Consider the following 26,638-nt stretch of genomic DNA (forward strand, 5'->3'; position numbering starts at 1 on the left):
GCACCGGCCGCCGTCGGGCACCCTCCGTCCGGCGCAAGGAGCCGCATGCGCATCGCGATGTTCACCGAGGTCTTCCTGCCGAAGATCGACGGGGTGGTGACCCGGGTGGTGCGCACCCTCGAGCATCTCGGCGAGATGGGCCACGAGGTGCTGCTCTTCGCCCCCGGGGAGCCCCCGGCGGAGCATGCCGGGCACCGGGTCGTGCGGGTGCGCAGCTTCTCCCTGCGCTACCTGTACCCGGAGCTGAAGGTCGGGGTGCCCACGCCGGCCATCGCCCGGCGCATGGAGTCCTTCCGCCCGCACGTGGTGCACACCGTCAACCCCGTCTGGCTAGCCGCCTACGGCGTGCTCTCCGCCGGCCGGCGCGACCTGCCCCTGCTGGCCAGCTTCCACACCGACGTGCCCCAGTACACGGAGTCCCTGCGGATCGGGGCGCTGCGCCACCCGGCCGAGTCCTGGATCCGGTTCCTGCACAACAAGGCGGAGGTCAACCTGTGCACCTCCGGGCCCATGGTGGACCGGGCCCGGCAGGTCGGCATCGAGCGGGTGGACCTCTGGCCCAAGGCGGTGGACACGGCGGGCTACCGCCCCTCGAAGGCGACTGGTGAGATGCGGGCCAGGCTCACCGACGGGCATCCGGAGGCCCCGCTGGTGGCCTACGTGGGCCGGATGAGCCGGGAGAAGGACCTGGGCCGGCTGGTGGAGGTGATGCGGCGGCTGCGCGAGCGGGTGCCCGGGGCCCGGCTGGCCATGGTGGGCTCGGGCCCGTACCTGGACGAGTTGAAGAAGCGCTTCGACCCGGGGCACACCGTGTTCACCGGGTACCTGTCCGGGGCGGACCTGGCGGCGGCCTATGCCAGCGCGGACGTCTTCGCCTTCCCTTCCACCACCGAGACACTGGGGCTGGTGGCCCTGGAGTCCATGGCCTCGGGCGTGCCGGTGGTGGGCGCCCGTGCGGGCGGGATCCCGTTTGTGATCGACGACGGCGCCACCGGCTTCCTGGTGGAGTCCGGCGACGTGGGGGGCTGGGTGGACCGCCTGGCGCTGCTGCTCACCGACACCGGCCGGCGTGCGGCCATGGGCCGGGCGGCCCGCGCCGAGGCCGAGCGGCACTCCTGGCGGGCGGCCACCGCGGCCGTGGTCGACTACTACGGGCGGGCGATCGAGACCCACTGGTCTGAGCACCGGCCCTTGAACGGGCCGTTGCTGGACCGCTTCGCCAAGCCGATGCCGCGGGCCGTGGACTGAGGTTGCCGGTTCAGCCGTTGCCGCCCGTCCGTCGCCGCCGGAGGTAACTGGACAGACCCACGGCCACCAGGAGCGCCGCACCGTTGAACACCTGGTCGACCCAGTTCTGGGCGCCGCTCAGGGTCAGGCCGCTGACGCTGACGGCCACGAAGAGCACGCCCACGATCGTGCCGAGGACGTTGAACCGTCCGGGCAGGATGGCCGTGGCGCCGAGGAATACCGCCGTCAGCGCGGGGAACAGCAGGTAGGTGCCGTTGTCCGCGTTGGCCCCGCCGGTGCGGGCGGCCAGGAGCACACCGGCCATCGCCGCCAGGATGCCGGAGAGCATGAACGCGGTCAGGACGTGTCGGGTGGTCGGCAGCCCCACCAGCGCGGCGGACCGGGCATTGGAGCCGATGGCGTACAGGGCCCGGCCGTAGGGCGTGTGGGTCAGCAGGTACCAGACGCCCAGCACGATCACGGCCACCACGAACACCACCCGAGGCAGTCCCAGCCAGGTGCCGGAGCCGAAGGCCATGAAGCCGGGGTCCACGCCGATGATCGCCAGCCCGCCGGTGTACCACTGGATCAGTCCGCCCAGCAGCGTGGCCATGCCCAGAGTCGAGACGAAGGCGTTCATCCCGAAGCGGGCCACCAGGATCCCGTTGACGGCGCCGATCACCGCCCCGGCGGCCACGCCCGCCAGGCAGGCCACCCACCAGGGCAGGGCGAAGTGGGCCATCCCCGCGGCCGTGACCACACTGGCGAACACGGCGGTGGATCCCACGGAGAAGTCGAAGTGCCCGCAGACCAGTGGCAGCATCAAGCCGATCGCCACCAGGGTGACCACGGCCTGGTTGCCGAGCACCACGCCGATGTTCGCCCCGGAGAGGAAGACCCCGCTGCTGGGCGGGAACAGCGCGAAGAACACGATGATCACCACCAGGAGCAGCGGCAGCGCCCACCGTTCCAGGTGGTGCCCCAGCGGAGCGGACCGCCCTCCCTGCCGGGCAGGCCGGTCCTTCGTGGGCTCACCCCGGCCGGGCCGACTGGGCCGGGTGACGGACGTGGAGGTGCTGGTGCTCATGTCTTCTCTGTTCCCTTCGTTTCCTGCGCGGCGGGGGCGCCTGTCAGGACGGCTGCCGCCAGTTCCTCCCGGCGCAGCCCCCGGGCATGCAACTCCGCGGTGGGACGGCCGTCGGTCAGGACCACGATGCGATCGCAGAGTTCCATCAGTTCGTCCAGGTCGCTGGACGCCACGACCATGGCGCATCCCTCCGCGGCGATCTCGTGCAGCGTGGCGTAGATCTCCCGGCGGGACATCACGTCCACGCCCTGGGTCGGCTCATCCAAGAGCAGGAGGTCCGGGTCCTGTTGCAGCCACCGTCCCAGGACGACCTTCTGCTGATTGCCCCCGGACAGGGAGGCCATCGGCAGCTCGGTCCCGGCGGTGCGAATGGCATGCCGTTCGATGAGGGAACGAGTCTCGGCCCGTTCCGTCCTCAGGTCCATCACCAGTCGGCGCCAGTAGCGGCCGATCCTGGTCATGGTGGCGTTCTCCCGCACGGACATGTCCAGGAACGCCGCGTCCCGGACGCGGTTCTCCGGCACGAACGCGACGCCGGCCGATACCGCATCGCCCGGGCCCGCCGGTTGATGGGGCCGGCCCATCAGGTGCATGGACCCGGCCTTCAGCGGAAGATCGCCGAAGACGGCCCGCAGAACCGAGGAGCGCCCCGAGCCGGCCAGTCCGGCCAACCCGACGATCTCGCCGCGCGAGACCGAGAGGTCGAGGCCGGCCAGCGACCCGGCGACGAGCCCCCTCGCGGTGAACACGGATTCGGCAGGCGTGCCGCTCGTGGCCCGGGAGGGGGCGGCCGTCGGGGCCGGCCGCGTCGGGGCGGCTGGTGTCCCAGTGATTCCGGCGGCCGAGCCGGTCATGAGGTCCACCACGCGATCCGAGGACATCTCCCCGACCGGACCGGTACCGGCGACCCGCCCATCCCGGAAGACGGTCACGTCATCCGCCACCGCCTCGATCTCCCGGAAGCGGTGACTGACCAGCACGATGGTCTGCCCGGCATCTGCCCGCGACCGCAGGGCCCGCATGAGTTCGGCGGACTCGTTCTCGGGCAGTGAGGCGGTGGGCTCATCCAGGATGAGGATGTGCCCACCGGCGTCCCTGTCGCGCTGGTCGGCGAGGGCCCGCGCGATGGCGACCATGGTCTGTTGGCTGGGCCGCAGCTCGCCGACGGTATCGGTGGGCCGGACCCTGATGTCGAACCGTTCCAGCAGTGCCTCGGCCCGATCGTGGAGGTCACGCCACCGGATGCCCTGCCAGGCCGTCGTCGGGAATCCGTCGCTGAGCGCCAGGTTCTCGGCCACCGTCAGGGAGGAGAACATCCCGAGGTCCTGGTGGACGAACCGGAGGCCGGCATCCCGGGCGGCCCTCGGGGTGATCTGAGCGGCCGGCATGGCGGAGCCGTGGACGGAGACCACCCCGGCGTCGGCCGTGTAGACCCCGGCCACGCACTTGATGAGGGTGGACTTCCCGGAACCGTTCCCGCCGAGCAGGGCGTGGATCAGTCCCGGTGCCACGGTGAGGTGCGCCCCGCGCAGGGCGGGCGTCCCCCCGAAGGACTTGTCGAGGTCTTGCGCCTCCAGCGCCCAGCGGGTGGCCGCCGGGCGCTGGGGGACGTCGAGGGGAGTCGAGGTCACTTCCCCCACACCTCTTGGTAGGCCGACGTGAAGTCGACCTCGGGGTTGTAGGCGAACGCCTCACCATCGGCGGGCATGTTGTGCTCGGCGTCCACGACCTGCATCCCGACACCGGCAGGCTGGATGTCCTGGTCCGCCATCAGGCGCAGGGCCGTGTCGATTCCGGACCACCCGTTCCACTCCATGCTGAAGGCGACGGTGGCGTCCTGGCCCTGGCCGGCGGCGATCAGCTCCAGGTTGGCCTGCTGGCCGAAGGCGCCGATGACGGAGAGCTCGTCCGAGCGCCCGGAGGACTCGATGCCCTGGGACAGGCCGGCCATGAACCAGCCGTCGATCGGGATGGCGATCGCGTTGACGTCGGGTGCCTGCACCAGGGCGCTGGAGAGCTTCGGGGCCAGCTGGCCGCTGGCCGCATCCTGGTTGCCGAGGTTGACGCTGGCCACCACCTCACAGGCCTCGCAGTCCTCGAGCCCGGCGTGGAGCCCGGCGTTCATCCACGGGCCGAAGCGCGTGTCCTCGAACTTCACGTCGAGGAGCTTGACGTTGCCCTCGGTCTGCTCGATGAGCCAGGCCGCCTGGAGCTCGCCCATGGTGTTCCACCACTGCTCGCTGGTCATGTCCGCGAAGTCGGTCGTGGTGCCCGAGTACAGCGGCTCCCCGCCGTCGATGTCGCAGTCGTTGGCGCCCACGCCGATGGTCATGATGCCTGCGTCCTTGGCCTCCTGCAGGGGGCCCTGGAAGCTGGAGCAGTCCTGGCCGATGACGAGGATGACGTCTGCGTCCGCGGCGACGCCCTGGCGGATGCAGGCGGACCAACCGTTGGGATTGAGCTGGCCGTCGCAGATGTTCGACTCCCAGCCGATCACCTCGGCGGCGTCCGCGGCGCCCTGGGCGGGGGTGGAGCAGGTGGCCTGGGACTGGCCGCAGGACACCACCCAGGCGGACACGTCCTCCGGCACGGCGACCGACTCGGTCGGCGGCGCACCGACGATGCCCTCGTAGGCGGTCAGCTCCGCCGAGGCATCCCCGGCCGAGGCCTCCGGAGACTGGGCATCTGCCGCGGGTGACGAGGCGGAGGACTCGGAGGCGGATCCGGCCGGGACGGAGTCCCCGGCCGGTGCCGAGCAGGCGGTGAAGGTCAGGGCGGCGGCGGAGAGGCCGACCGAGGCGATGAGCAATCGGGGAGAACGCAACACGTGGCGCATGGACAACTCCAGAGGGTGAGACGGCGGAGCAACCTGTGAGGAAGGTCACGATAGGTCCCACCAATGTGCCCGTGTCGGCTCCGCGGCGGAAGGCGGCACAACAGATATCACCTATCCACCAACCCGATAGTGGCCACAGGTTTTGCTATCCACGGAATGGATGAAAGGTATCCGGTTTCCCGCCTTCCGAGAACTTCCTGAGAGCAGCAGAGTGGTGAGCCAGATCACCACTACGGGTCCTCATCGGGAGGGCCCTGAACCCGAAGGACCGTTCCGATGGAAAAACTCCTCTCCCACCTCGCCCACCTCGAGATCGCCAGCCCGGACGTCGAGGCCTCCGCCACGTTCTACGCGGAGAGGTTCGGCATGCGCATCGTGGACCGCGTGGACGGCGCCGTGTACCTCCGCGCCTGGGGCGACTACTACGAGTACAGCCTCGTCATCGTCTCCGGACCCGAGCCGGCCCTGACCCGGATGGCCTGGCGGACCGCCAGCGCCGAGGCACTGGAGGTCGCGGCCCGCCGCGTCCAGGAGGCCGGCATCGAGGGCACCTGGGTCCAAAGCGGCCACCGGTTCGGCCGGGCCTTCGAGTTCACCGGGCCCTACGGCCATCCCATGCGCCTGGTCTACGAGCTGCAGCGCTTCACGGCGGACGAGACCACGCGGTCCATCTACCCGGACCGCCCGGAGAAGCGCAGCCAGCACGCGGCCGCGCCCCGATTCCTCGACCACGTCACCGTGGCCACCTCCGATGTCCGCGGCATGGCCCAGTGGTACAGCGACGTCCTCGGCTTCCGCATCATGGCCTTCACCGACCTCGAGGAGGCCCCCATCACCGTCTTCTCCGTCATCACCACCAATGAGAAGTCCCACGACCTCGGCATCGTCCTGGACACCTCGGACCGCCCCGGCCGCGTCAACCACATCGCGTTCTGGGTGGACACGCTCGAGGACCTGTTCCGCACGGCCGACGTCCTGATGGAACACGGCACAGACATCGAATACGGCCCCTCCGTCCACGGCATCGGCGAGCAGAACTTCCTGTACTTCCGCGAACCGAGTGGACTGCGCGTGGAGCTGAACTCCGGGGGCTACCGCAACTACGTCCCGGATTGGGAGGCCAACACCTGGTTGCCGCACCAGGGCTCGAACAACTTCTTCCGCAACGGCGAGATGCCGCACTCCATGACCGAGTCCTTCCCGCCGGCCGAAGGCCACACCGCCACGGAGGAGGGCGCCTCGGAGGAGATGAAGGCGGCCCTGCTCAACCCCTACGCCCAGCACGGACGGGGCTGATCGCGTGCCCTCCTCCTTCTCCTTCATCCGATTCGCGGAGCACGACGGCGGCGAGGCTCGCCTGGGCCTGTCCGTCCGGGACCGCGTCCTACCCCTCGAGGGCACCGTCAACGACCTGATCGCCGGGTGGCCCGGTGAGCAGGACCGCCTCCAGGCCCTGGCGGACGGCCCGCAGGACGGCTGGCTCGACTATGCGGAGCTGACCGTCCTGGCCCCCGTGGAGCCCCGCCAGGTCATCCAGGCCGGCGCCAACTACCGCACCCACGTCATCGATCTGGGCGTGGCCCACCGCTCGCCCGATGACCCACGGACCGAGGAGCAGGTCCGTGAGGACACGGCCCGGATGATGGACCAGCGGGCCGCCGAGGGCATCCCCTACTTCTTCATCGGTCTGCCCACGGCGATCGCCTCGGCCACGGACGACCTGGTCCTGCCGTCCTACAGCCAGAAGCACGACTGGGAGCTCGAGCTCGCCGCGGTCATCGGCACCACCGCCCACCGGGTCACCGTGGACGAGGCCCTCGGCCACGTCTTCGGGTACACCATGGTCAATGACGTGAGCACCCGGGACCTGATCTTCCGCAAGGACATGCCGGAGATCGGCACCGACTGGTACCGGGCCAAGAACGCCCCCGGCTTCCTGCCCACGGGACCGCTGCTGACGCCCGCCGCGTTCATGGGGGATCCGCAGGACATCACCTTGAGACTGGACCTCAATGGCCGGACCATGCAGGACGAGTCCACGGCGGACATGATCTTCTCCGTGGCCCAACTGGTCTCGCACGCCTCCCAGAACATGCCCCTGCTGCCCGGGGACCTGGTCCTCACGGGCAGTCCGGCCGGCAACGGGATGCACTGGGGCCGGCTGCTGCGCGAGGGTGATGTCATGGAGGCCACCATCACCGGATTGGGCACCCAGCGTGTGGCCTGCGTCGGGGGTGCGGCATGACCGCAGCTGAGGCCGAGCGGGTCATCATCGATCCCGCCGATCCCCTGGGCACCATCTCCGCCGTGGCGGACCGGCACAACAACTGGGGCCGCTGGGGTCAGGACGACGCCCTGGGCACGCTGAACTTCATCGACGAGTCCAAGCGGGTGGAGGCCGCCGCACTGGTGCGCAATGGCCGGACCTTCTCCCTGTCCCAGCCGTTCAACACGGATGGGCCCCAGAAGGGCTGGCGCCGCCGCACCAATCCGGTGCACACCATGACCGATACCGGCATGGAGGCACAGCACGGCAACCAAGGCTTCCCCCACGGCTTCGGTGGCGCCGATGACATCATCGCCATGCCGCTGCAGTGCTCCACCCAGTGGGACGGCCTGGGTCACATCTTCGACCGGGGTGTGGCCTGGAACGGCCGGGCCGCCGGGGAGGTCGTGACCTCCGAGGGCGACCAGGTCACGGGCATCGAGACGGCGGCGGACAGGGTGGTCACCCGCGGGGTCCTCCTGGACGTCGGCCGCGCCCTCGGACCGTCCCTAGGCCGGGAGGATGGCGAGCTGCCGGACGGTTTCGCCATCACCCCGGAACACCTCACCCGGGTCATCGAGCTCCAGGGCCCGAGCTCACAGGTGCGCCGCGGGGACATCGTCCTGGTCCGCACCGGCCAGTATGCCCGCACGCGCCGCGAGGGCTGGGGTGAGTACGCCGGCGGACCGGCGCCGGGACTGTCCTTCACCACCGCACCGTGGCTGCACCACTCCGAGATCGCCGGGATCGCCACGGACACCTGGGGGTTCGAGGTCCGGCCCAATGAGTTCGAGGACGCCTTCCAGCCCCTGCACCAGATCGCCATCCCGAACCTGGGGCTGTTCCTGGGCGAGATGTGGGACCCCGAGGCCCTCGCGGAGGACTGCGCCGAGGACGGCCGCTATGACTTCATGCTCGTGGCCGCGCCACTGGCCATCACCGGGGCGGTCGGGTCACCCGTCAACCCCATCGCCATCAAATAGCCCATTGAAGAGGCCTGCCGGGGCACCCCCGCCCCGGCGGCATCCGTGACAAAGGAGCCACCATGCCAGCCATCCAGAACGTCGGAATCGTCGGATCCGGTGCCGCCGGCCTGACCGCCGCCATCCTGCTCGCCGAGGGGGGTCTCGACGTTGAGGTCCTTGAGCGGACCGACGGCCCCTCCACCGTGGGATCGGGCATCACCCTGCAGGGCAACGCCCTGCGGGTCTTCCGCGAGCTTGGCGTCTGGGAGCAGATGGAGGACCAGGGATTCCCCTTCAGCACCCTGGGGCTCCGTGCCCCGGACTCGGACGGCACGGTGCTGGCCGTCCTCGACGACCAGCGGACCGGCGGCGACGACCTCCCCGCCACCCTGGGGATGTACCGCCCCGAGTTGGCCCGGATCGTGCGCGATCGGGCCGAGGAAGTCGGCGTGTCGATCCGCTACTCCAGCGCGGTGGTGGAGGTCGTGGACCACCCGGAGCACGTGGACGTCGTGCTCGAGGACGGCACCACCCGCTCCTACGACCTGTTGATCGGTGCCGATGGCCTCCACTCGGCCGTTCGTCAGGCCATCGGGATCGACGTGGAGCCACAGCCCACCGGCATGGGCATCTGGCGCGCCTTCGTCCCCCGGCCTGCCGAGGTGGTGCAGACGGACCTGGTCTACGGCGGTCCCTGCTACATCGCCGGCTACTGCCCCACCGGCCCGGACTCGATGTACGCCTACCTCGTCGAGGCCGCCCAGGACCGGCACAGCGAGCGGGACTCACACCTCATGGCCGAGCTGGCCGCCGGTTACGGCGGACCGTGGCGCCAGATCCAGTCCAGTCTCGAGCAGGGTGCCCCCGTGAACTACACGAAGTTCACCGCCCACCTCGTGGAGGGTGCCTGGCACCGTGGACGCGCCGTCATCATCGGCGACGCCGCCCACAGCTGCCCTCCCACCGTTGCCCAGGGCGTCGCCATGGCGGTGGAGGACGCCGCCGTCCTCGCGGAGCTCCTGTTGCGGGCGGATTCCTTCGACGAGTCGATCCTGCAGGAGTTCCACGACCGCCGCGTGCCCCGCGCCCGGAAGGTCGTGGAGTCCTCCGTCCAGCTGGGCCAGTGGATGCTGGACGGGAAGAAGGACGCAGATGTCCCCGGACTGATGGCCGGGGTCTCCGCCCTGGTGTCGGTGCCGGCATGAGCGCGCTGCCACCCGTCGTCGACGTCCACGCCCACGTGCTGTTGCCCGGGCTCGCCACGTTCGCCGAACAGGCTGATCCGGAGGGCTGGACCCGGGCCCGGGACCTGGAGGTCCGCCGCAACGGGCCGGCGTCGATGGCCACCTCCGGTGACATGGTCGGCGAGCGCATCCCGCAGCTCACCGACCTCGACCGCCGGCTGGCGGACATGGACGCCACGGGCGTGGACGTGCAGATCGTGTCCCCGTCGCCCTCGCACTTCTACTACCACCTGGAGCGAGAGCCGGCGCTCGAGGCCGCCCACCGGGCCAACCAGGCCGTCCGGGACCTCGTCGAGAGGGCCCCGGGCCGCCTGAACGGCCTGGGGCTGGTCCCCCTGCAGCACCCCGAGCTGATGGTCGACGCCCTCGAGCACGCCGTCACCGACTGCGGGCTGCTGGGCGTGGAGATCGGCTCCTTCGCCCCGGAACCGGCGGCCACCGCCGAGCCGGAGGCCGGGGGCACCACGGTGGAGTTGTCCGATGCTCGCCTGGACCCCTTCTGGGCCCGGGCCGAGGAGCTGGGCGCGCTCGTCTTCCTGCATCCCTTCGGATGCTCGCTGGACGAGCGCCTGGACCGCTACTACCTGGCCAACACGGTCTCACAGCCGGCCGAGAACGCGGTGGCCCTGTCCCACCTCATCTTCTCCGGGGTCCTCGACCGGTTCCCCGAACTCAGGCTGCTGGCCGCCCACGGCGGTGGCTACCTGCCCACCACCCTCGGGCGGTCGGACCGGGCGTGGGAGGTGCGACCGGAGGCCCGGGAGTGTATCCATCCGCCCTCGTCGTACGTGCGGCGCATCTGGTTCGACTCCCTCGTCCACTCCCCCCGGGAGATCCGGGCCCTCGTGGACGCGGTCGGCTCCAGCCGGGTGCTGCTCGGCTCCGACTACCCCTTCGACATGGGCTCGGACGACCCGGTGGCCGATCTGCGGGCCGGATCCCTCTCCGGTGCCGCGGAGACGGCCATCCTCGCCGGCAATGCGAGCGCACTCGGCCTGGGTCCGGCCTCCCGGAACACCGACTGACGACAGTACGACGAACGAGAGAAGACAACGTCATGGTCACCATTGCACGCTGGATCGAGAACGACGCCGGCCGGTCGGGAGGATCGGTCCGCCCGCCCGAGCCGGTGAGCGGCTTCGTGGCCGAGGGCCGCTGCCACCCGCTGACCGGCGGGCGGAGCAGCAACGACCTGCTCGAGCTCGGCCTCGACGCCACCCTGCGCCTGGCCGCCGAGACGATCGGCGCGGTGCCCTCTGCCCCCCTGGACGAGGTGACCCTCCTGGCGCCGCTGCTGCCGGCGACCATCCGGGACTTCGTCGCCTTCGAGGAGCACGTCGAGGGCGTCCGGAAGAGCATCGACGGCGTGGCTGGCGTGGTGGAGGAGTGGTACGAGGCCCCGACGTTCTACTTCACCAACCCCCACACGGTGCGGCCGACCGGGGTGGAGATCGGCATCCCGGCCGGGTGCCGGGAACTGGACTTCGAGACCGAGGTCGCGGCCGTCGTCGGGCATGTCCCCGGCAGTGACGGGACGAACCTCGAGGCCGCCGACGCGCACCGGCACATCTTCGGGTACACGGTCCTCAACGACTGGTCCGCGCGCGACCTCCAGCGCCGGGAGATGAGGGTGAGCCTGGGGCCGTGCAAGGGCAAGGACTTCGCCAACACCCTTGGTCCGTGGATCGTCACCGCAGACGAGTTCGAGAACCAGCATGACGCCGAGGGCTTCCTGCCCATCGCCATGACGGCGGAGGTCAACGGGGAGCTGATCGGCACCGACCTGCTGTCCAACATGGGCTGGCCCTTCGCCGAACTCGTCGCCTATGCCTCCCAGGACTCCGTGGTGCGCCCCGGTGATGTGCTCGGCTCGGGCACCTGCGGATCGGGATGCCTGGCGGAGCTCTGGGGCCGCCAGGGCGAACAGAGTCCGCCACCGTTGCAGGCCGGGGACTCCGTCCGGCTGACCGTCGAGGGCATCGGCAGCATCGAGAACACCGTCGGGGCCCGCCGCGAGGCCACCACCCGCGTGCCGGCCCGCTCGCGGCCCCGGAATCGCCGGCGGGAAGCAGCAGCCGAAGGGGCAGCCGAGGGGGCACGGTGAACCTCGATCTGGCGGGCCGGGCCGTAGTGGTCACCGGTGCGGGCCAGGGCCAGGGACTGGCCGAGACCCAACTACTGCTCGAAGAGGGTGCCACGGTCGTGGCGGTGGACCTGCCCGCCGAACCCGCCGCGGAGCTGTCCGGACTCGCCACCGCCCATCCGGGGCGCTTCGCCTACCATCCAGCCGATGTCGCGGACGCCGTCGCCTGGCAGGGACTGTCCGCCCGGCTCCCGGATGTCCTGGCCGGCCGAGCCCTGCACGGGCTGGTCAACAACGCAGGCATCACCCGGCGCGGCCGCCTGCTGGAGGTCGGGGCAGAGGACATGGCGCGTGCCTACGAGGTCAACGTCACCGGCGCCCTGCGGGGCATCCAGACCCTGGCGCCCCTGATGGCCGACGGCTCGTCGATCGTCAACGTCGGCTCCGTCGCCGCGCTGAGCGCCCACTACCCGGTGGCCTACACGGCCAGCAAGTGGGCGCTGCGGGGACTGTCCCGGGTGTCCTGCCTGGAGCTGGGCCCTCGCGGGATCCGGGTCAACACCATCCACCCCGGATACATCAAGACCCCCATGACCGCCTCGGCGGCTCCGGTCTTCCTGGACGCGACGATCGCGGAGACCCCCTTGGGCCGCGGCGGCGAGCCGGCGGAGGTGGCCCGCGTGGTGGCCTTCCTCCTCAGCCCGGCCAGCTCCTTCGTGACCGGCGCGGAGATCCCCGTCGACGGCGGCCAGTCCTCCCACGGCGGGGCCAAGTCGGTCTCCGACGCCCTGCGGTAGCCGGCACCGGGTTCCACGGGTGGACCGCACGGGAGGGGGTCCCGCCCCGAGCGGGACTCAGCCGGGCAGGACGGCCGACCAGCCGCCGTCGACCATCAGGTTGGCTCCGGTGACGTAGGAGGCCTCGTCGGAGGCGAGGAACAGGGCGCAACGGGCCACCTCCTCCGGGGCGCCGATGCGGCCCATCGGGATGTGCTCGGCGATGCGGGCCATCGGGTGTTCGGCCGCGAGCAGATCGCTCTCCGTGGCCGGGGTGCGGATCATGCCCGGGCTGACCGCGTTGACCCGGATCCCGTGTGGGGCACCCTCCGCCGCCAACTGCTTGGTCATCGCGACGACGGCGCCCTTGGTCGCCGTATGGGCCAGCCGCCCGTTGGTCACGGACCCGGTGACTCCGGCTGTGGAGCCGACCAGGACGATGGCCGAGCGGTCCGCCGCCACCAGCGAGGCCCAGAAGTGCCGGACGGGCAGGAAGACGACGTCGAGCTCGTGCTCCAGGTTCCAGCGCCAGTCCGAGAACTCGAGCTCCGCGATCGGCGCGAAGCGCGTGGCCGCGGCATTCGCGTAGAGGATGTGCACGGGACCGTGCTCGGCCGCCGTGTCCGCGGCCCAGAACCGGACGGCGTCCTCATCGGTGAGGTCCACGGCCCGGCCGAAGGCCTCACCGCCGTTCTGGTGGATCTCCTCGACCGTGCTCCTGACGCCCTCGTCCTGCAGGTCGCAGCCGATGATGCGGGCGCCCTGCTCGGCGAAGAGCAGGGCCGCGGCCCGCCCCTGGCCACCGGCGATCCCCGTGATGACGGCGGTCTTCCCGGCCAATCGTGCGTCGGATGACGGCATGGTGCCCCTCTCGTGTGCTCATGACCACTGTGCCCGGGACGCCGGGCGCCGTGAAGACCGATCTCCGACTACGTGCCATCCGGCGCGCCGATAGTGACCCCGTGCGGCCGCCCCGCAAAGGTCTGGTGGAGGTCCGCGCACGCGCGTTGGACCACCGACCGCAGCCATTGACTGGCCGGATCGCCTGACTTCGAGGGATGCCAGAACATCGTCTCGACGAGCGAGGGCTCAATCTCCTCGTCGAAAACCAGCATGCCCAGATCCGTGCCGCGTTGGGCCCGCGCGGCCAGCATCCGGGGCAGGAGGGCGAGCAGGTCGGTGCCCTCGACCACCTGGGGCAGGGGCAGGAAGCCGGCCAGTATCGCGACTTCCCGCGGCTTGAGCCCACGGTGGTCGAAGAGCAGGTCCGCGGGGGTCCGGATGTCATCCCCGAAGAACCCCACGGCGTGCGGGGCGTCCAACAGGTCAGCCAGCATCAGCCGATCCCGCTGCAACAGAGGGTTCTCCTGATCGACGATGGCGACGAAACTGTCCCGGAACAGGTGCCGGCTGCTGCCTTCGAACTGGTACTCCGGGGGGCCGATCAGCAGGTCGATCCGGGCGAAATCGGACAGCACACCGCGCAGACCGCCATTGGGAACGAAATCCACCTGGACGCCCGGGGCCTCCCCTCGCAGGAGGTGACGCAAGGCACCGATGACCAGCGTGGAGGCATAGTCAGAAGCCGCGATGATGAAGGTCCGCTCGCTGGTCGCCGGATCAAAGCCAGACCGGCCCTCAGTCGCCCGCTGCGTGTGGACGATCGCCTCGTCCACCAGCGGCACCAAGGACTGGGCAAAGGGTGTCAGTTCATAGGTCCGCCCCACCCGGACGAGCAGGTCGTCGTCGAAGTACCGCCGGAGCTTGGCCAGCGCCGCACTCGTGGCCGGTTGGCTCCGCTCCATCCTGTCGGCGGCCTTGGAGACGTTCCGGACTTCCAGCAACACCTGCAGGGTGGGCAGCAGGTTGAGATCGAACTGCGTCATTCCCCCACGCTATCCGTTCGCCCCGCCCCGGTTGGCCGGTCACAGGTTCGACGCCGCACCAGCCCCGCAGATGAGAGAAGGCCCCGGATCAGTGATCCGGGGCCTTCTGTGTCTCATTACAACTCGCGTGCGCGAGGGGGGACTTGAACCCCCACGTCCTTTCGAACACTGGCACCTGAAGCCAGCGCGTCTGCCAATTCCGCCACTCGCGCGAGGTTTTGGTCTGTCTTCCCGGTCGAAAGGCCTGTATGGAATCCTTCGTACCGGTCAGAACAGCAGGATCCATCCTATCCCGTTCCCCGCCGGAATCCCAAATCGGCGTGCTGCCTGCCGTCTCCCCCGTCCCATCGACACCGCATTGCAACCCGTCAACGGCCTGTTCCTCACGGAATGCTCATGCGTGCCGCGTACTATCGTCAAAGACATCTGCGGAAAGGACTACCCCTCGTGGGTCTTCTGGATAACCTCGAGCGCGGCCTGGAGAAGGCTGTGCAGTCGGCCTTCTCGGCCGGCGGCTCCCGGGCAGTCAAGCCGGTGGAGATCGCCAATGCCCTGAGACTGGCCATGGACGACGAGTCCATGGTCCTCTCCGAGGGCCGGACGTTCGTGCCCAATGTCTTCACCATCAGGTTCGCCACGGCCGACTTCGACCAGGCCCGCAAGTGGGGCTCCGCCCTGGCGGAGGAACTCTGCGACGAGGCCATCCGCCACGCACGCGACCAGGGCTACACCCTGCACGGACCTGTCCGGGTCACCTTCGTGGAGGACGCGGAGCTGCGCGCCGGCAAGCTGGACATCGAGACCGCATCGGACAAGACCGGCGGGTCGGCACCATCGAACGACGCCGGCCGGGCACCCACCGGGACCGGCTCGTCCGCCGCGGTGGGCCAGGCCCCGGTGGACCGCGAGGCACCGGTCCCCGCTGCCGCTCCCGTCCCGCACCCCGTCCCCCCGCCGGCCCCGCGGCCGGAGGTACGGCGGCCGTCCCCCAGCCCCTCCCCCCAGCGTCCCGCCCCACCGTCCCAGCCCGCACGTCCGGAGACCCCGCTGCAGCCGGTCCTCGAGATCGACGGCCGCAAGTACGGGCTCAACGCGGACTCGATCGTGCTGGGCCGTGCCGCGGACGCGGACATCCTGGTGGAGGACACCGGCGTCTCGCGGCGCCACCTGGAGATCATCACCCGGGGGAGCACCGTCATGGCGGTGGACCTGGGTTCCACCAACGGCTTCCACGTCAACGACCGCAAGGTGGACGGATCCACCGTCCTGCGGGACGGCGACCGTATCAGGATGGGGCGGGTGAGCATGGTCTTCCGCATGCTGCCGGCCCGGCAGACCCCCGGCCAGGGAGGCCCCCAGTGAGCGAACTCGCCGTTGCCGCACTCCGGCTGGGCCTGCTGTTGGTCCTGTGGATCCTGATCATCTCGATCGTCTCCTCCCAGGGACGTGACCTCATGGTGGGCGCGCGCAACAAGGTCCGCCCGCGGGGCAGCTCTGCCAGCGCCGCCCCGGCAGCCGCCGGCGGGGCATCCGGCGCGTCCTCCGCCGCACCCGGCGCGGTGGGCTCCGCGGGGAACACGACGGGCCAGCAACAGGCCCGGCCGCTGCCGACGCGACTGCACGTCACCGAGGGCCCCCTGAAGGGTTCGGTGGTGGACCTGCATGGCGCACCCCTGTTGCTGGGCCGCGCCCAGGAGGCCGACCTGGTTCTGGATGACGACTACGTCTCCGGCCGGCACGCCCGGCTGTTCCCCCAGGGCTCCCGGTGGTTCCTCGAGGACCTCGGCTCCACCAACGGCACCTACGTCTCCGGCGCCCAGCTCACGCGCACCGTCGCCGTGGACCCGGGCACCGCCATCCGGATCGGCAAGACCGTGCTGGAACTGGGGTCCTGAGCTCCATGCCACTGGTCCTCCGCTTCGCCGCGCGATCCGATGTGGGTAGCGTCAGGTCGAAGAACGACGACTCCGCCTACGCCGGACGTCACCTGGCCGTCGTCGCCGACGGCATGGGCGGGCACGTGGGCGGCGACGTCGCCAGCGCCTCCACCGTGCTGGACCTGGCCCCCCTGGACGCCACCGGCTATGCCAGCCCGGCCACCGTGTTGCCGGACGAGATCCAGAACGCGAACCTGATCCTCAACGACCTGGTGCATGCCAGCCCCAAGCTGGCCGGGATGGGGACCACCTGCACCGCCCTGCTGCTGGCCGGCGAGACCATCCATGTGGCACACATCGGCGACTCACGGGCCTACCGGTTCAAGGACGACGCCTTCGAGCAGATCAGCATCGACCACACCTTCGTCCAGCGCCTCGTGGACGAGGGCCGCCTGGACCCCTCCGAGGCGGAGTCCCACCCGCACAAGAACGTGCTCATGCGGGTCCTCGGTGACGTGGACGCCTCCCCCGAACTGGACATCTCCGCCCTGGACGCCTCGCCCGGCGAGCGCTGGCTGCTCTGCTCGGACGGCCTGACCGCCGTGGTGCCGCCCGAGGTGATCGAACAGAAGCTGCGCCACCGTGCCGACCTCCAGTCGGTGGCGGACGAGCTCGTCGAGCTGACGCTCGCCGGGGGAGCCCCGGACAACGTCACGGTGGTGGTGCTCGAGGTCCACGAGTCCGTCGAGGACGAGCCCGAGACCCGCACCCCGGCGCAGCTCTCCGAGCAGGCCCTCGCGGCCGCCACCCCCACGCAGGCCGGGCCCGTCTCCGCCTCCCTGCTCCGCGAGGACCTCGAGTCCCGCCCCCACGTCCTGGTGGGGGCCGCCGACCTCGCCACCCAGACCGGCAAGATCCCGATCGTCACGCGGCGCAGCACCCAGAAGCGGGCGGCTGCCCTGCTCACCGGCGCCCCCTCGCTCGGTGAACAGGCGGAGGGCACCCACCCTCCCGTCGCCGCCGGGACGGCCACAACCGCCACCGCCGACGTCGCCGCCTCATCCTCCTCGGACCTCGTCGAGGGACACCGCGATCCGGAGGGTGCCACCTCGGCGGATTCCCCCTCCGACCCGCGGGGCCGGGAGGGGACCCGGTACGAGGACCGGCCGCGCCGGCGTCGTTCCGTGTTCATCCCAGTCTTCACCGCCCTGCTGGCCCTGATCTTCGCGGTCCTGCTGCTGTGGGGCTACCTCTGGACGCAGACCCAGTACTTCGTGGGGGCGAAGGACGGCCGAGTGGCCATCTTCAACGGCGTCTCCCAGCGGCTCGGCCCCATCGAGCTCGCGCACCTGGACACGGAGACCGAGACCTCCCTGGAGGAGCTGCCGGCCTACTCCCGCCAGCGCGTCGAATCCGGGCTGCCGGCCCGGGACCTGGAACACGCCCAGCAGATCGTGGAGCAGCTGGAGAACTCCCTGGCCCCGGATCCCACCCCGTCCCCGACCAGCACGCCCACCCCGTCCGCGTCCCCCAGCGCCTCGCCGTCGGGCTCCGCCGCCGCCACACCGCCGCCCAGCCCCTCAGGAGGTGATCGCTGATGCCCCAGGATCCAACGCTTCCGCGCCCCCGCCGCAACACCGAGCTGGTGCTGCTGATCCTCGGACTGTGCATCGGGATCGGGGCCAGCCTGCTCGCCGGCCTCGGCATGGACCGCCCCATCACCTCCGACTACTGGGTGCAGGGCGCGGTGCTGGCCATCATGGCCCTGGTCTTCCACCTCGTGCTGCGCCTGCGCGCGCGGTACGCGGACCCCTATATCCTGCCGATCGTCGTGACGCTCAACGGCCTGGGCATCGCCATGATCCACCGCCTCGACGTGGCGGAGGGGGACAACGCCGCCGGGCGCCAGCTGATGTGGACCGTGGTGGCGATGGGCGCGGCCATCGCCCTGCTGTGGCTGCTCAAGGACCACCGCGTGCTGCGACGCTGGCCCTACCTGTTCCTGGCCGCCTCGGGCATCCTGCTGCTGCTGCCCCTCGTCCCGGGCCTCGGCCTGACGATCAACGGGGCGAGGATCTGGATCAACCTCGGCCTCGGCACCTTCCAGCCCGGCGAGGTCGCCAAGATCACCCTGGCCGTCTTCTTCGCGGGTTACCTCTCGGCCAACCGGGACCTGATCCTGCTGGCCGGCAAGAAGATCGGCCCGGTGACATTCCCGCGGTTCCGGGACATGGGACCGCTGATCATCGCCTGGCTGATCTCCATGGGCGTGCTGGTCTTCCAGCGGGACCTCGGGTCCGCCATCCTGTTCTTCGGCCTGTTCATGGCCATGATCTACCTGGCCACCTCCCGGGTGTCCTGGATCATCCTCGGCCTGGTCCTGGTGGCCGTGGGCGGGCTGCTGGCCGTGAACACGATCTCGCACGTGGGCCTGCGGGTGGACGCCTGGCTCAACGCCTTCGACCCCGAGGTCTACAACCGGGGCGCCGGCAGCTATCAGATCGTCCAGGGGTTGTTCGGGCTCGCCTCGGGGGGGCTCGTCGGCACCGGGCTCGGCGGGGGCCGGCCGGACATCGTGGCCTATGCCAACTCGGACATGATCATCGCCTCCTTCGGCGAGGAGCTCGGCTTCATCGGGCTCTCCGCCATCCTCATGCTCTTCGTCCTGCTGGTCACCCGCATGCTGCGTGCCGCCCTGGGCACCCGCGACGCCTTCGGCAAGCTGCTGGCGGCCGGGCTCGCCTTCACCATGGCCATGCAGTGCTTCGTGGTGATCGGCGGCGTCACCATGGTCATCCCGCTGACCGGGCTGACCACCCCGTTCATGGCGGCCGGCGGCTCCTCGCTGCTGGCCAACTGGATCGTGGTGGCCCTCGTGCTGATGGTGTCCCAGTCCGCCCGCAAGCCGGTGGCGGTGGGGCCCATGGTCAACGCCTCCGGCTCCGGATCCGGTCACCAGGACCGCACCGTGGGCGTCCCCCTGACCACGCCGGCGGGAGGTGTCACCGCATGAACCAGGCCATCCGCAACACGTGGGTCGTGATCATCGCCATGTTCATGGTGCTGATCGTGGCCATCTCCGTCATCCAGGTCCTCGCCGCGGATGCGCTGAAGAACAACGACTTCAACTCCCGCCAGCTCTACCAGGAGTTCGGTTCCGCCCGCGGGCCGATCCTGGTCGACGGCAACCCGATCGCCGAGTCGGTGGAGTCCAACGACGACTTCAACTTCCAGCGGGTCTACCACGACACGCACCTGTACTCCGGCCTGACCGGCTTCTACTCCTTGACCTACGGCGCCACGGGCCTGGAGGACAAGCTCAACCGGTATCTCGCCGGCTCCTCGGACGGGCAGTTCGTGGACCGGCTGGTCCAGCTGTTCTCCGGCACCCAGATGGAGGGAGCCCAGGTGGAGCTGACGATCGACCCGCAGATGCAGGAGCTCGCCTACTCCGCCCTGCCGGACGGGGTGCAGGGCTCCGTGGTCATCTCCGACCCGGCCACGGGGGAGGTCCTGGCGATGGCGTCCAAGCCGAGCTACGACACGAACCTGCTGGCCACGCACAACGGGGCAGAGGCCTCGGCCAACATGGAGAAGCTGCAGGCCGTGCCCGGGTTGAGCCCCTACATCAACCGGCCCACCGCCTCCCTGCCCGCGCCGGGTTCCACCTTCAAGCTGATCGACACGGTGGCCATGCTCGAGTCCGGTGAGTACCAGCCGGACCAGGTCCTGGACGTCCCGGACTCGATCACGCTGCCCGGCACGAACACCCCGCTGGGAAACTTCGGCGGCGGGCTGTGCGGGAACATGGACCGGGCGAGCCTCGCGGAGATCTTCGCCCAGTCCTGCAACACCCCCTTCGCCACCGCGGCCATCGAGCTGGGCCAGGACCGGATCCGCCAGACCGCGGAGAACTTCGGGTTCAACCAGTCCTTCGAGATCCCCCTGACGGTGGCGGCCTCACAGTTCCCGAGCGACCTGGACGACGCCGCCCTGGCGCAGTCCGCGATCGGCCAGCGGGACGTCAAGGCCACCGCCCTGCAGATGAACATGGTGGCCGCCGCGATCGCCAACGGCGGGACCCTGATGAAGCCGCAGCTGATCGACACGATCCGCGGCTCCGACCTGACCCTGTTGGAGGACGTCCAGCCGGAGGTCTTCAAGCGCTCCACCACCCCGGAGATCGCCGAGCAGATGACCGAGCTGATGCGCGGCCCGCTGGACGGCGGCACGGCCTACCGCGCGAGGTCCGAGACCGTGGACATCGCCGCCAAGACCGGCACGGCCCAGTTGGGTGCGGACAACGACCTGGTCAACTCGTGGATCACCGGGTTCGCGCCCGCGGGTGATCCGCAGGTGGCCGTCACCCTCGTGTACCAGAACATCGACTTCGACCAAGGCAGCGCGCTGACGTCGACCAACCTGAAGAAAATCATGGAGGCGGTGGTCACACAGTGAGGCCGACATCAGGTATCACGCTGGGCGGCAGGTACCAGCTCACCGAACGCATCGCCATCGGCGGCATGGGCGAGGTCTGGAAGGCCAAGGACAAGGTCCTGGGACGGCAGACGGCGGTGAAGATCCTCAAGGAGGAGTACACCGGGGACGCGAACTTCCTGCGCCGGTTCCGGGCGGAGGCGCAGCACACCGCGCTGCTGAACCACCCCGGCGTCGCCAACGTCTTCGACTACGGCGAGGAGGACGGTTCCGGCTACCTCGTCATGGAGCTCGTGCCCGGCCCGCCGCTCTCGGCGATCCTGGACAAGGAGAAGGTCCTCTCCCCGGACCGCACGCTGAACATCATGGCGCAGACCGCGCGGGCCCTCTCGGCCGCCCACGCCCAGGGACTGGTGCACCGCGACATCAAGCCGGGGAACCTGCTGATCACCCCCCACGGCCGCGTCAAGGTCACCGACTTCGGCATCGCCCGGCTCGCGGACCAGGTGCCGCTGACGGCCACGGGCCAGGTCATGGGCACGGCGCAGTACCTCGCCCCGGAGCAGGCCACCGGCCAACAGGCCACCGGCTCCTCGGACATCTACTCGCTCGGCGTCATCGGCTACGAGTGCCTCGTGGGCCACCGCCCCTTCTCGGGCGAGTCCCAGATCGCGATCGCGTTGGCCCAGGTCAACGACCCGCCGCCGCCGCTGACGGACTCAATCCCCGAGCCGGTGCGCGCCCTGATCATGTCCATGCTCGCCAAGGAGGCCCACGAGCGGCCCGCCAACGCCACCGCCCTGGCCGAGGCCGCCGAGGCGCTGCGCCGCCAGGACACGGCCTCCGCCGCCGCCGCGGTGCCCGGCATGATCCCGTTCCTCACCGGTGGCGCCGCCGCCGCGGCCGCCGCCGCGCAGGGCGCACCCACCCAGGCCATGACGCAGGCCGTCGACTACTCGGGCATGTCCCAGACCCACGCCACCGAGGTCATCAGCGGTGCGTCCGGCTCGGACGGGACCGGCACCTCCGCGCTGCCGGTGGCCGGTGCGGCGGGCGCAGCCGGTGCCGGCGGAGCGGCCGGCGCCATCTCCGCCACGGGACGTCCCGACGACGGCCCCGGCACCGGTGAGCCCGGCCCGCCGGACGCGGAGCCGGGGTACAACGACCAGCTGGACCGCACGGCCGGGCGCAAGAGGCGCAGCCCGTGGACGTGGCCGATGATCGGCCTGCTGGCCCTGATCGTGTTCGTCATCCTCGGCGTCTGGCTGGGGCCGATGCTGGCCGGCGGCGGTGGGGAGGAGTCCTCGTCCGCCCCCGCCACCACCGCCTCCGAATCGCCGTCCTCCAGTTCCTCGGGGCCTGAGACCGTGTCCATCAGCGCAGACTCCTATGTGGGCTCGGACATCAGCACCGTCGAGGCCGCGTTGCGGGACCTGGGCATGGACGTCACCAGCCAGGAGGTCCCCGGCCAGGAAGCCGCCGGGACCGTACTCACCCTCTCGCACACCGGGGACGTGCCCGTGGGGACCCTCATCACCGTCAGGTTCTCGGCGGGCCCGGAACCGGAACCCACGCCGACCCCCACCCCGACGCCGACGGAAACCCCCACCCCGACCCCGACGCCGACACCGACGGACACGCCCACGTCGACCCCGACGCCGACGCCGACGGACACGCCCACGTCGAGCCCTCCGCCCACCACGGAGACAGCCTCCTCGGCTCCGCAATCCGCGCCGTCGACCGAACCCGGCGACGACGACTCCGCGACACCGGAGGCTGCGTCGGACACCGACGGGGAGCCTGCCGCCTAGGCCGGCGGCCGCCCCACCAGGACCTTCTGCGAGAACAGGACGAACCACAGTGCCACATCAACGCATCCTCAACGGCCGGTACGAGGTCGGTGACCTCATCGGCCGGGGTGGCATGGCCGATGTGTACCAGGGGCGGGACCAGAAGCTCGGCCGCAAGGTGGCCATCAAGCTCATGCGACCGGACCTGGCCCGGGATCCCCAGTTCCAGTCCCGTTTCCACCGCGAGGCCCAGTCCTCCGCCGCGCTGAACCACCCCAACATCGTCTCCGTCTTCGACACGGGGGAGGAGCTGTTCGAGGACGGAGGCTTCGAGGGTGTCTCCTGCCCGTTCCTGGTCATGGAGTTCGTGGACGGGCGGACCCTGCGGGACCTGTTGCGCCATGACGAGATCACCGTGGAACAGGCCGCAGAGTGGACCTCCGGGGTCCTCACCGCCCTGAACTACAGCCATGAGGAGGGGATCGTCCACCGGGACATCAAGCCCGCCAACATCATGGTCACCACCTCCGGCGCGGTGAAGGTCATGGACTTCGGGATCGCCCGGGCCCTCTCCGACTCCGCCGCCACCATGACGCAGACCCAGGCCGTGGTCGGCACCGCCCAGTACCTGTCCCCGGAGCAGGCCCGCGGCGAGTCCGTGGATTCACGCTCTGACCTGTACTCGGCCGGTTGCCTGCTCTTCGAGCTGCTGACGGGACGGCCGCCCTTCGTGGGGGACTCCCCCGTGGCCGTGGCCTATCAGCACGTGCGTGAGCAACCCCCCGCGCCCTCCACCCTGAACCCCACGGTCTCAGCCTCCCTGGATGCCGTGGTCGCCAGTGCCCTGGCCAAGGACCGCGTGGAGCGCTTCCAGTCCGGGCTCGAGTTCCGGGCCGCCCTGCGGAGGGCCCTGGAGAATCCCGACGCCGGCCTCGCACCACGTGCTGCGGGTGCGGCCGGTGCTGCGGCGGCCGCAGGGGTGGCCGGAGCGGCGGCCGGCGCGGGCCTGGCCGGTACCGACGGGGACCGCCCCACCGAGGCCATGACCTCCGTGGCCCCCCTGGAGGACCCCGCGACGGCGACACTGGCGATGGCCGCCGTCGGGAACGGGCCCTCCGAGGAGTACTACTCGGCCACGTCCCGGCCGGGCCACCGGGACATCCCCACCGCTGCCACCCCCGCCGAGCCGGCCGAGACCACCGGGCATCCACTGGACCTGGACGGGGCCGCCGCCCCCGGGCGGGCCCCCAAGAAGCGCAAGAGCCATCGGGTCTGGGTGCCGGTCCTGGTGGTCGTCCTCGCCCTGGCCGCCGTGGCCGGCGGCTGGTTCCTCATGGACGAGCTGAACCGCCGCAACGTGGAGGCCAACCAGGTCACCGTCCCCGCAGTGGCCGACCTGACCCAGATCGAGGCGCAGAACGCCCTGACCTCGGCCGATCTCCGCCCCATCCTGGAGGAGGTGCATGACGACGAGGTCCAGCGGGACCTGGCGGTCGGCACCGAGCCGGCTGAGGGGACGACCGCCCAGAAGGGCCAGGAGATCACCCTCTTCATCTCCATGGGCCCGGAACAGATCGAGATCCCCACGGATCTCGCCGGGCAGTCCGAGGCCACGGCCCGGGACACCCTGGAGGGCCTGGGCCTGTCCATCTCCTCGGTGCGCTACGTCCCCTCCGCCGATGTCCCGCGCGACCGCTTGGTCGGCACCTCCCCTGAACTCGGGGCCACGGTGCGCTCCGGGTCGTCCGTCGAGCTGCAGATGTCCTCCGGCAACGTGGAGGTACCCCAGCTGGTCGGCAGCACCCAGGAGGAAGCCCAGGCGGCCCTCGACGAGATCGGCCTGAGCATGACGGTGTCCACGGTGGAGCGTGAGGCACCGACCGAGCCGGGGACCGTCGTCGGTCAGGAACAGGCCGAGGGCACGGAGGTGCCCCAGGGCTCCTCGGTCACGGTCGAGGTGGCGGAGGCCCCCGCCGATCCCTCCCCGTCACCGTCGAGCGAGTCCCCCAGCCCCAGTGACCCGCCGTCTCCCTCGGACTCGCCCTCACCGAGCGATTCCGGGAGCGCCTCGGAGTCCCCGGATGAGTCGCCGGCGGCCGCACCCGGCCCCGGCAACAGCAACGGGCGCGGCAACGGGCCCGGAAGCAACAACGGCGGCAACGGCAACAACAACGGCCGCGGCCCGAACGGCTGACGGTCCGGCTGACGGTCCGGCTGACCGTCCGGCGTCGACGGACCGGCCTCAGCCGACCAGCGGCGAGAGCGTGTCCGCCCGGGCGGCCGCGCCGACCATGCCGAGGGAGTCCAGCCAGTTGCCGAGCATCCGGTAGCCGCTCTCCGTCAGCACGGATTCGGGGTGGAACTGCACGCCCCACAGCGGGGCCGTCCGGTGGGCCACGCCCATGACGATCCCGCCCTGGGTCTCGGCGGTGATTTCCAGCTCCTCCGGGACCGTGGCGCGGACGGCCGCCAGCGAATGGTACCGGGTGGCCGTGAAGGGATCCGGCACGCCGGCGAACATCTCGTGGGCTCCGTGCAGCACGCGGGAGGTCTTGCCGTGCATCAGCTCCTGGGAATGCGTCACGGTGGCCCCATAGGCCTCGGAGATCGCCTGATGGCCCAGGCAGACGCCGTAGAGCGGCTTGGACTGCGCGGCGGCCCATCGGACCAGGGGAACGCTGACGCCGGCCTCGGCCGGGGTGCCCGGCCCCGGTGAGAGCAGGATCCCGTCCCGTTCTGCCGCCAGCTCGGTCGCCTCCTCGAGGCTCACGGCGTCGTTGCGGACCACGAGGGTGTCCGCGCCGAGTTCCCGCAGATAGCCCACCAGCGTGTAGACGAAGCTGTCATAGTTGTCCACCACGAGGATGCGGGCGGCCGAGGGGGTGGTGGCGGTCGGGGAGGTCATGCGGGGGTCCCATCGTGTCTGGTGGCGGTCGGGGCATCGTGCGGGGTACCGGGCCCGGGTGGCGCCTGGAGCCTACCGGCCGGCGGCCGGGGTGGCCCCCGTGCTCGGGCGGGGTTCGCCGCTAGACTGGCCCGGAAGTCTTCGTCAGAAGCAGACTACGCCGTGACCGGTTCCGGTGCGGCGACGTGACCGACCGACCGTGAACAGGAACCGACGTGCCCGAGTCCAAGTCCCGCAAGACCGGCCAGAACAACACGAAGGCCGCGAGGGCCGGTCGAGCCCGGGAGCGGGCCGAACGCCGCGCGCAGGAGCAGGAGCCCGGGCCGCTGCCCACCTGGTACAAGGCCATCATGTTCGGCCTGATGATCGTCGGTCTGATCTGGATCGTCATCTACTACCTCACCATGGGTGTTGCTCCCATCCCCCAGGCGGGTGGCTGGAACATCGGCATCGGCTTCGGCATCGCCTGCGTCGGCTTCCTGATGACCACCCGCTGGCGCTAGGCCGCCCCGGACCCGCCACCCGCCGGCGGACTCACGTCCGGTCCGCGCGGTACAGGTCCCGCAGCAGGCACATCTCCGCCCCGTGGTGGATGACCTCACGGTTGATGTGCAGCACCAGCTCGAGCATCGGGTGCTCCGCCCACGGCCCCTCCGCCTCGCCCACCGGCTGGTCCAGCTCTGCCGGTCCCAGCGTGCCCACCGCATCGCACCAACTCCCGACAGCGGCCCCCAGACTCGCGTACGCCGCCTCCGCGGTGCCCGGATAGTCATAGGTGAAGTAGTCCATGGCCGGGCCGCCGAAGTGGCCCGCCATCCGGGCGCCGAGCACCCCGACGAGCACGTGCCCCGCCCGCCAGGCGATCGTGGTGAGCGGCGGTGGACTCGGCTCCGGGACGGCGAAGTCCACCAGCCATTCGCCGCTGCCCGCCCGGACCGCCCCGGCGTACTCTGGACCGCTGGCCCCGCGGGGCCTGACTCCCCAGGCTCCGCGTGCCGGCTCCCAGTGGTACTCCTCATCGCTCATCCCCTGCAGCCGCTGGGCGAGGTGATGTTCCCAGTACCACCGCAATTGGTTCGCGAGTTGCTGGGAGGCACCTGTGGAATCGTTCCCCAGGCCTGTGGATACGTCTCCGCTGTCGACCATGGTCCAATCCTCCTGCTGCCCCCGCAATTGTGGAAGACTTCCGGCCGGTACCCCACGAAACGCCCGAGTTTTCCCCAGGGTGTTTACAGCCGAAAATACCGGTCCTGACATGG

Annotated in this window: 23 protein-coding genes and 1 tRNA gene; 16 read left to right on the forward strand and 8 right to left on the reverse strand. The window is 70.7% G+C overall.

What is annotated here, in order from left to right; all coding sequences use genetic code 11:
• Positions 1–45 precede the first annotated feature (45 nt).
• Entirely contained in the window at positions 46–1,248 is a 1,203-nt protein-coding gene (locus tag AB0K08_RS00140; protein ID WP_363350427.1) for a glycosyltransferase family 1 protein, read from the forward strand.
• 10 nt (positions 1,249–1,258) lie between these two features.
• Here AB0K08_RS00140 and AB0K08_RS00145 read toward each other — a convergent pair whose 3' ends face one another.
• From AB0K08_RS00145 to AB0K08_RS00155, 3 genes are read right to left on the reverse strand one after another with little or no spacing between them, the layout of a single operon-like run.
• Entirely contained in the window at positions 1,259–2,314 is a 1,056-nt protein-coding gene (locus AB0K08_RS00145) for an ABC transporter permease (RefSeq protein ID WP_363350429.1), read from the reverse strand.
• Positions 2,311–3,945 (reverse strand): sugar ABC transporter ATP-binding protein, encoded by a 1,635-nt coding sequence (locus AB0K08_RS00150; RefSeq protein ID WP_363350431.1) that lies wholly within the window; start codon positions 3,943–3,945, stop codon positions 2,311–2,313. The genes AB0K08_RS00145 and AB0K08_RS00150 overlap by 4 nt, the downstream gene beginning before the upstream one ends.
• Complete coding sequence (locus tag AB0K08_RS00155; protein ID WP_363350434.1) at positions 3,942–5,150, reverse strand: substrate-binding domain-containing protein; 1,209 nt, start codon at positions 5,148–5,150, stop codon at positions 3,942–3,944. Before AB0K08_RS00155 ends, AB0K08_RS00150 begins: the two co-directional genes overlap by 4 nt.
• A gap of 276 nt (positions 5,151–5,426) precedes the next feature.
• Here AB0K08_RS00155 and AB0K08_RS00160 point away from each other — a divergent pair, with 276 nt between their 5' ends.
• The 7 genes from AB0K08_RS00160 to AB0K08_RS00190 all read left to right on the forward strand — a co-directional run bounded on the left by AB0K08_RS00160 (position 5,427) and on the right by AB0K08_RS00190 (position 12,505).
• Positions 5,427–6,446: a VOC family protein gene (locus tag AB0K08_RS00160; protein WP_363350436.1), complete on the forward strand. Its 1,020-nt coding sequence runs from the start codon at positions 5,427–5,429 to the stop codon at positions 6,444–6,446.
• A gap of 4 nt (positions 6,447–6,450) precedes the next feature.
• Positions 6,451–7,395, forward strand: coding sequence for a fumarylacetoacetate hydrolase family protein (locus AB0K08_RS00165; protein WP_363350438.1), 945 nt, complete (start codon positions 6,451–6,453; stop codon positions 7,393–7,395).
• Positions 7,392–8,399, forward strand: a complete 1,008-nt coding sequence (locus AB0K08_RS00170) for a cyclase family protein (protein WP_363350440.1) — start codon at positions 7,392–7,394, stop codon at positions 8,397–8,399. Before AB0K08_RS00165 ends, AB0K08_RS00170 begins: the two co-directional genes overlap by 4 nt.
• 62 nt (positions 8,400–8,461) lie before the next feature.
• Positions 8,462–9,586, forward strand: a complete 1,125-nt coding sequence (locus AB0K08_RS00175; protein WP_363350442.1) for an FAD-dependent monooxygenase — start codon at positions 8,462–8,464, stop codon at positions 9,584–9,586.
• Positions 9,583–10,650 carry an amidohydrolase family protein gene (locus AB0K08_RS00180; RefSeq protein WP_363350444.1) on the forward strand — a complete coding sequence of 356 codons (1,068 nt, stop codon included), beginning with the start codon at positions 9,583–9,585 and terminating at the stop codon, positions 10,648–10,650. The genes AB0K08_RS00175 and AB0K08_RS00180 overlap by 4 nt, the downstream gene beginning before the upstream one ends.
• A gap of 32 nt (positions 10,651–10,682) precedes the next feature.
• Positions 10,683–11,729 (forward strand): fumarylacetoacetate hydrolase family protein, encoded by a 1,047-nt coding sequence (locus tag AB0K08_RS00185; RefSeq protein ID WP_363350446.1) that lies wholly within the window; start codon positions 10,683–10,685, stop codon positions 11,727–11,729.
• Positions 11,726–12,505, forward strand: a complete 780-nt coding sequence (locus AB0K08_RS00190; RefSeq protein ID WP_363350448.1) for an SDR family oxidoreductase — start codon at positions 11,726–11,728, stop codon at positions 12,503–12,505. The genes AB0K08_RS00185 and AB0K08_RS00190 overlap by 4 nt, the downstream gene beginning before the upstream one ends.
• Positions 12,506–12,562: 57 nt before the next feature.
• On the opposite strand, the gene AB0K08_RS00195 is transcribed toward AB0K08_RS00190, so the two are convergent.
• The 3 genes from AB0K08_RS00195 to AB0K08_RS00205 form a co-directional block, all read right to left on the reverse strand.
• Positions 12,563–13,345 carry an SDR family NAD(P)-dependent oxidoreductase gene (locus AB0K08_RS00195; protein ID WP_363350450.1) on the reverse strand — a complete coding sequence of 261 codons (783 nt, stop codon included), beginning with the start codon at positions 13,343–13,345 and terminating at the stop codon, positions 12,563–12,565.
• 68 nt (positions 13,346–13,413) lie between these two features.
• Positions 13,414–14,370 (reverse strand): LysR substrate-binding domain-containing protein, encoded by a 957-nt coding sequence (locus AB0K08_RS00200; protein ID WP_363350452.1) that lies wholly within the window; start codon positions 14,368–14,370, stop codon positions 13,414–13,416.
• A gap of 128 nt (positions 14,371–14,498) precedes the next feature.
• Positions 14,499–14,582 (reverse strand) — tRNA-Leu (locus tag AB0K08_RS00205).
• 235 nt (positions 14,583–14,817) lie between these two features.
• Here AB0K08_RS00205 and AB0K08_RS00210 point away from each other — a divergent pair.
• Genes AB0K08_RS00210 through pknB form a run of 7 tightly spaced genes read left to right on the forward strand, consistent with a single transcriptional unit; the run spans position 14,818 to position 24,668 of the window.
• Positions 14,818–15,732: a DUF3662 and FHA domain-containing protein gene (locus AB0K08_RS00210; protein WP_363350454.1), complete on the forward strand. Its 915-nt coding sequence runs from the start codon at positions 14,818–14,820 to the stop codon at positions 15,730–15,732.
• Positions 15,729–16,265, forward strand: a complete 537-nt coding sequence (locus tag AB0K08_RS00215) for an FHA domain-containing protein (protein WP_363350455.1) — start codon at positions 15,729–15,731, stop codon at positions 16,263–16,265. The genes AB0K08_RS00210 and AB0K08_RS00215 overlap by 4 nt, the downstream gene beginning before the upstream one ends.
• 5 nt (positions 16,266–16,270) lie before the next feature.
• Positions 16,271–17,845, forward strand: coding sequence for a protein phosphatase 2C domain-containing protein (locus AB0K08_RS00220; RefSeq protein WP_363350457.1), 1,575 nt, complete (start codon positions 16,271–16,273; stop codon positions 17,843–17,845).
• Entirely contained in the window at positions 17,845–19,260 is a 1,416-nt protein-coding gene (locus tag AB0K08_RS00225) for an FtsW/RodA/SpoVE family cell cycle protein (RefSeq protein WP_363350459.1), read from the forward strand. Before AB0K08_RS00220 ends, AB0K08_RS00225 begins: the two co-directional genes overlap by 1 nt.
• Positions 19,257–20,705 (forward strand): penicillin-binding transpeptidase domain-containing protein, encoded by a 1,449-nt coding sequence (locus AB0K08_RS00230; protein WP_363350461.1) that lies wholly within the window; start codon positions 19,257–19,259, stop codon positions 20,703–20,705. Before AB0K08_RS00225 ends, AB0K08_RS00230 begins: the two co-directional genes overlap by 4 nt.
• The gene (locus AB0K08_RS00235; RefSeq protein WP_363350463.1) at positions 20,702–22,495 is read left to right on the forward strand and encodes a protein kinase; all 1,794 of its coding nucleotides are present in this window, start codon (positions 20,702–20,704) and stop codon (positions 22,493–22,495) included. Before AB0K08_RS00230 ends, AB0K08_RS00235 begins: the two co-directional genes overlap by 4 nt.
• A gap of 49 nt (positions 22,496–22,544) precedes the next feature.
• Positions 22,545–24,668 (forward strand): Stk1 family PASTA domain-containing Ser/Thr kinase, encoded by a 2,124-nt coding sequence (gene pknB / locus AB0K08_RS00240; protein ID WP_363350465.1) that lies wholly within the window; start codon positions 22,545–22,547, stop codon positions 24,666–24,668.
• A gap of 48 nt (positions 24,669–24,716) precedes the next feature.
• On the opposite strand, the gene AB0K08_RS00245 is transcribed toward pknB, so the two are convergent.
• Positions 24,717–25,379, reverse strand: a complete 663-nt coding sequence (locus AB0K08_RS00245) for an aminodeoxychorismate/anthranilate synthase component II (protein ID WP_363350467.1) — start codon at positions 25,377–25,379, stop codon at positions 24,717–24,719.
• Positions 25,380–25,594: 215 nt separating this feature from the next.
• Here AB0K08_RS00245 and AB0K08_RS00250 point away from each other — a divergent pair, with 215 nt between their 5' ends.
• Entirely contained in the window at positions 25,595–25,882 is a 288-nt protein-coding gene (locus AB0K08_RS00250) for a cell division protein CrgA (RefSeq protein ID WP_363350469.1), read from the forward strand.
• Positions 25,883–25,913: 31 nt separating this feature from the next.
• On the opposite strand, the gene AB0K08_RS00255 is transcribed toward AB0K08_RS00250, so the two are convergent.
• Entirely contained in the window at positions 25,914–26,525 is a 612-nt protein-coding gene (locus tag AB0K08_RS00255) for a DinB family protein (protein ID WP_363350471.1), read from the reverse strand.
• Between the last annotated feature and the right edge of the window lie 113 nt (positions 26,526–26,638).

This window comes from Citricoccus sp. NPDC055426, from assembly GCF_040677445.1.
Taxonomy (GTDB): Bacteria; Actinomycetota; Actinomycetes; order Actinomycetales; family Micrococcaceae; genus Citricoccus.

What these genes read in the sequence shown, in the direction of transcription:
- AB0K08_RS00140 (WP_363350427.1), top strand. Translation starts at nt 46, where the DNA reads ATGCGCATCGCGATGTTCACCGAGGTCTTCCTGCCGAAGATCGACGGG.
- AB0K08_RS00145 (WP_363350429.1), bottom strand. Translation starts at nt 2,314, where the DNA reads ATGAGCACCAGCACCTCCACGTCCGTCACCCGGCCCAGTCGGCCCGGC.
- AB0K08_RS00155 (WP_363350434.1), bottom strand. Translation starts at nt 5,150, where the DNA reads ATGCGCCACGTGTTGCGTTCTCCCCGATTGCTCATCGCCTCGGTCGGC.
- AB0K08_RS00160 (WP_363350436.1), top strand. Translation starts at nt 5,427, where the DNA reads ATGGAAAAACTCCTCTCCCACCTCGCCCACCTCGAGATCGCCAGCCCG.
- AB0K08_RS00170 (WP_363350440.1), top strand. Translation starts at nt 7,392, where the DNA reads ATGACCGCAGCTGAGGCCGAGCGGGTCATCATCGATCCCGCCGATCCC.
- AB0K08_RS00175 (WP_363350442.1), top strand. Translation starts at nt 8,462, where the DNA reads ATGCCAGCCATCCAGAACGTCGGAATCGTCGGATCCGGTGCCGCCGGC.
- AB0K08_RS00180 (WP_363350444.1), top strand. Translation starts at nt 9,583, where the DNA reads ATGAGCGCGCTGCCACCCGTCGTCGACGTCCACGCCCACGTGCTGTTG.
- AB0K08_RS00185 (WP_363350446.1), top strand. Translation starts at nt 10,683, where the DNA reads ATGGTCACCATTGCACGCTGGATCGAGAACGACGCCGGCCGGTCGGGA.
- AB0K08_RS00195 (WP_363350450.1), bottom strand. Translation starts at nt 13,345, where the DNA reads ATGCCGTCATCCGACGCACGATTGGCCGGGAAGACCGCCGTCATCACG.
- AB0K08_RS00200 (WP_363350452.1), bottom strand. Translation starts at nt 14,370, where the DNA reads ATGACGCAGTTCGATCTCAACCTGCTGCCCACCCTGCAGGTGTTGCTG.
- AB0K08_RS00220 (WP_363350457.1), top strand. Translation starts at nt 16,271, where the DNA reads ATGCCACTGGTCCTCCGCTTCGCCGCGCGATCCGATGTGGGTAGCGTC.
- AB0K08_RS00225 (WP_363350459.1), top strand. Translation starts at nt 17,845, where the DNA reads ATGCCCCAGGATCCAACGCTTCCGCGCCCCCGCCGCAACACCGAGCTG.
- AB0K08_RS00230 (WP_363350461.1), top strand. Translation starts at nt 19,257, where the DNA reads ATGAACCAGGCCATCCGCAACACGTGGGTCGTGATCATCGCCATGTTC.
- AB0K08_RS00245 (WP_363350467.1), bottom strand. Translation starts at nt 25,379, where the DNA reads ATGACCTCCCCGACCGCCACCACCCCCTCGGCCGCCCGCATCCTCGTG.
- AB0K08_RS00255 (WP_363350471.1), bottom strand. Translation starts at nt 26,525, where the DNA reads ATGGTCGACAGCGGAGACGTATCCACAGGCCTGGGGAACGATTCCACA.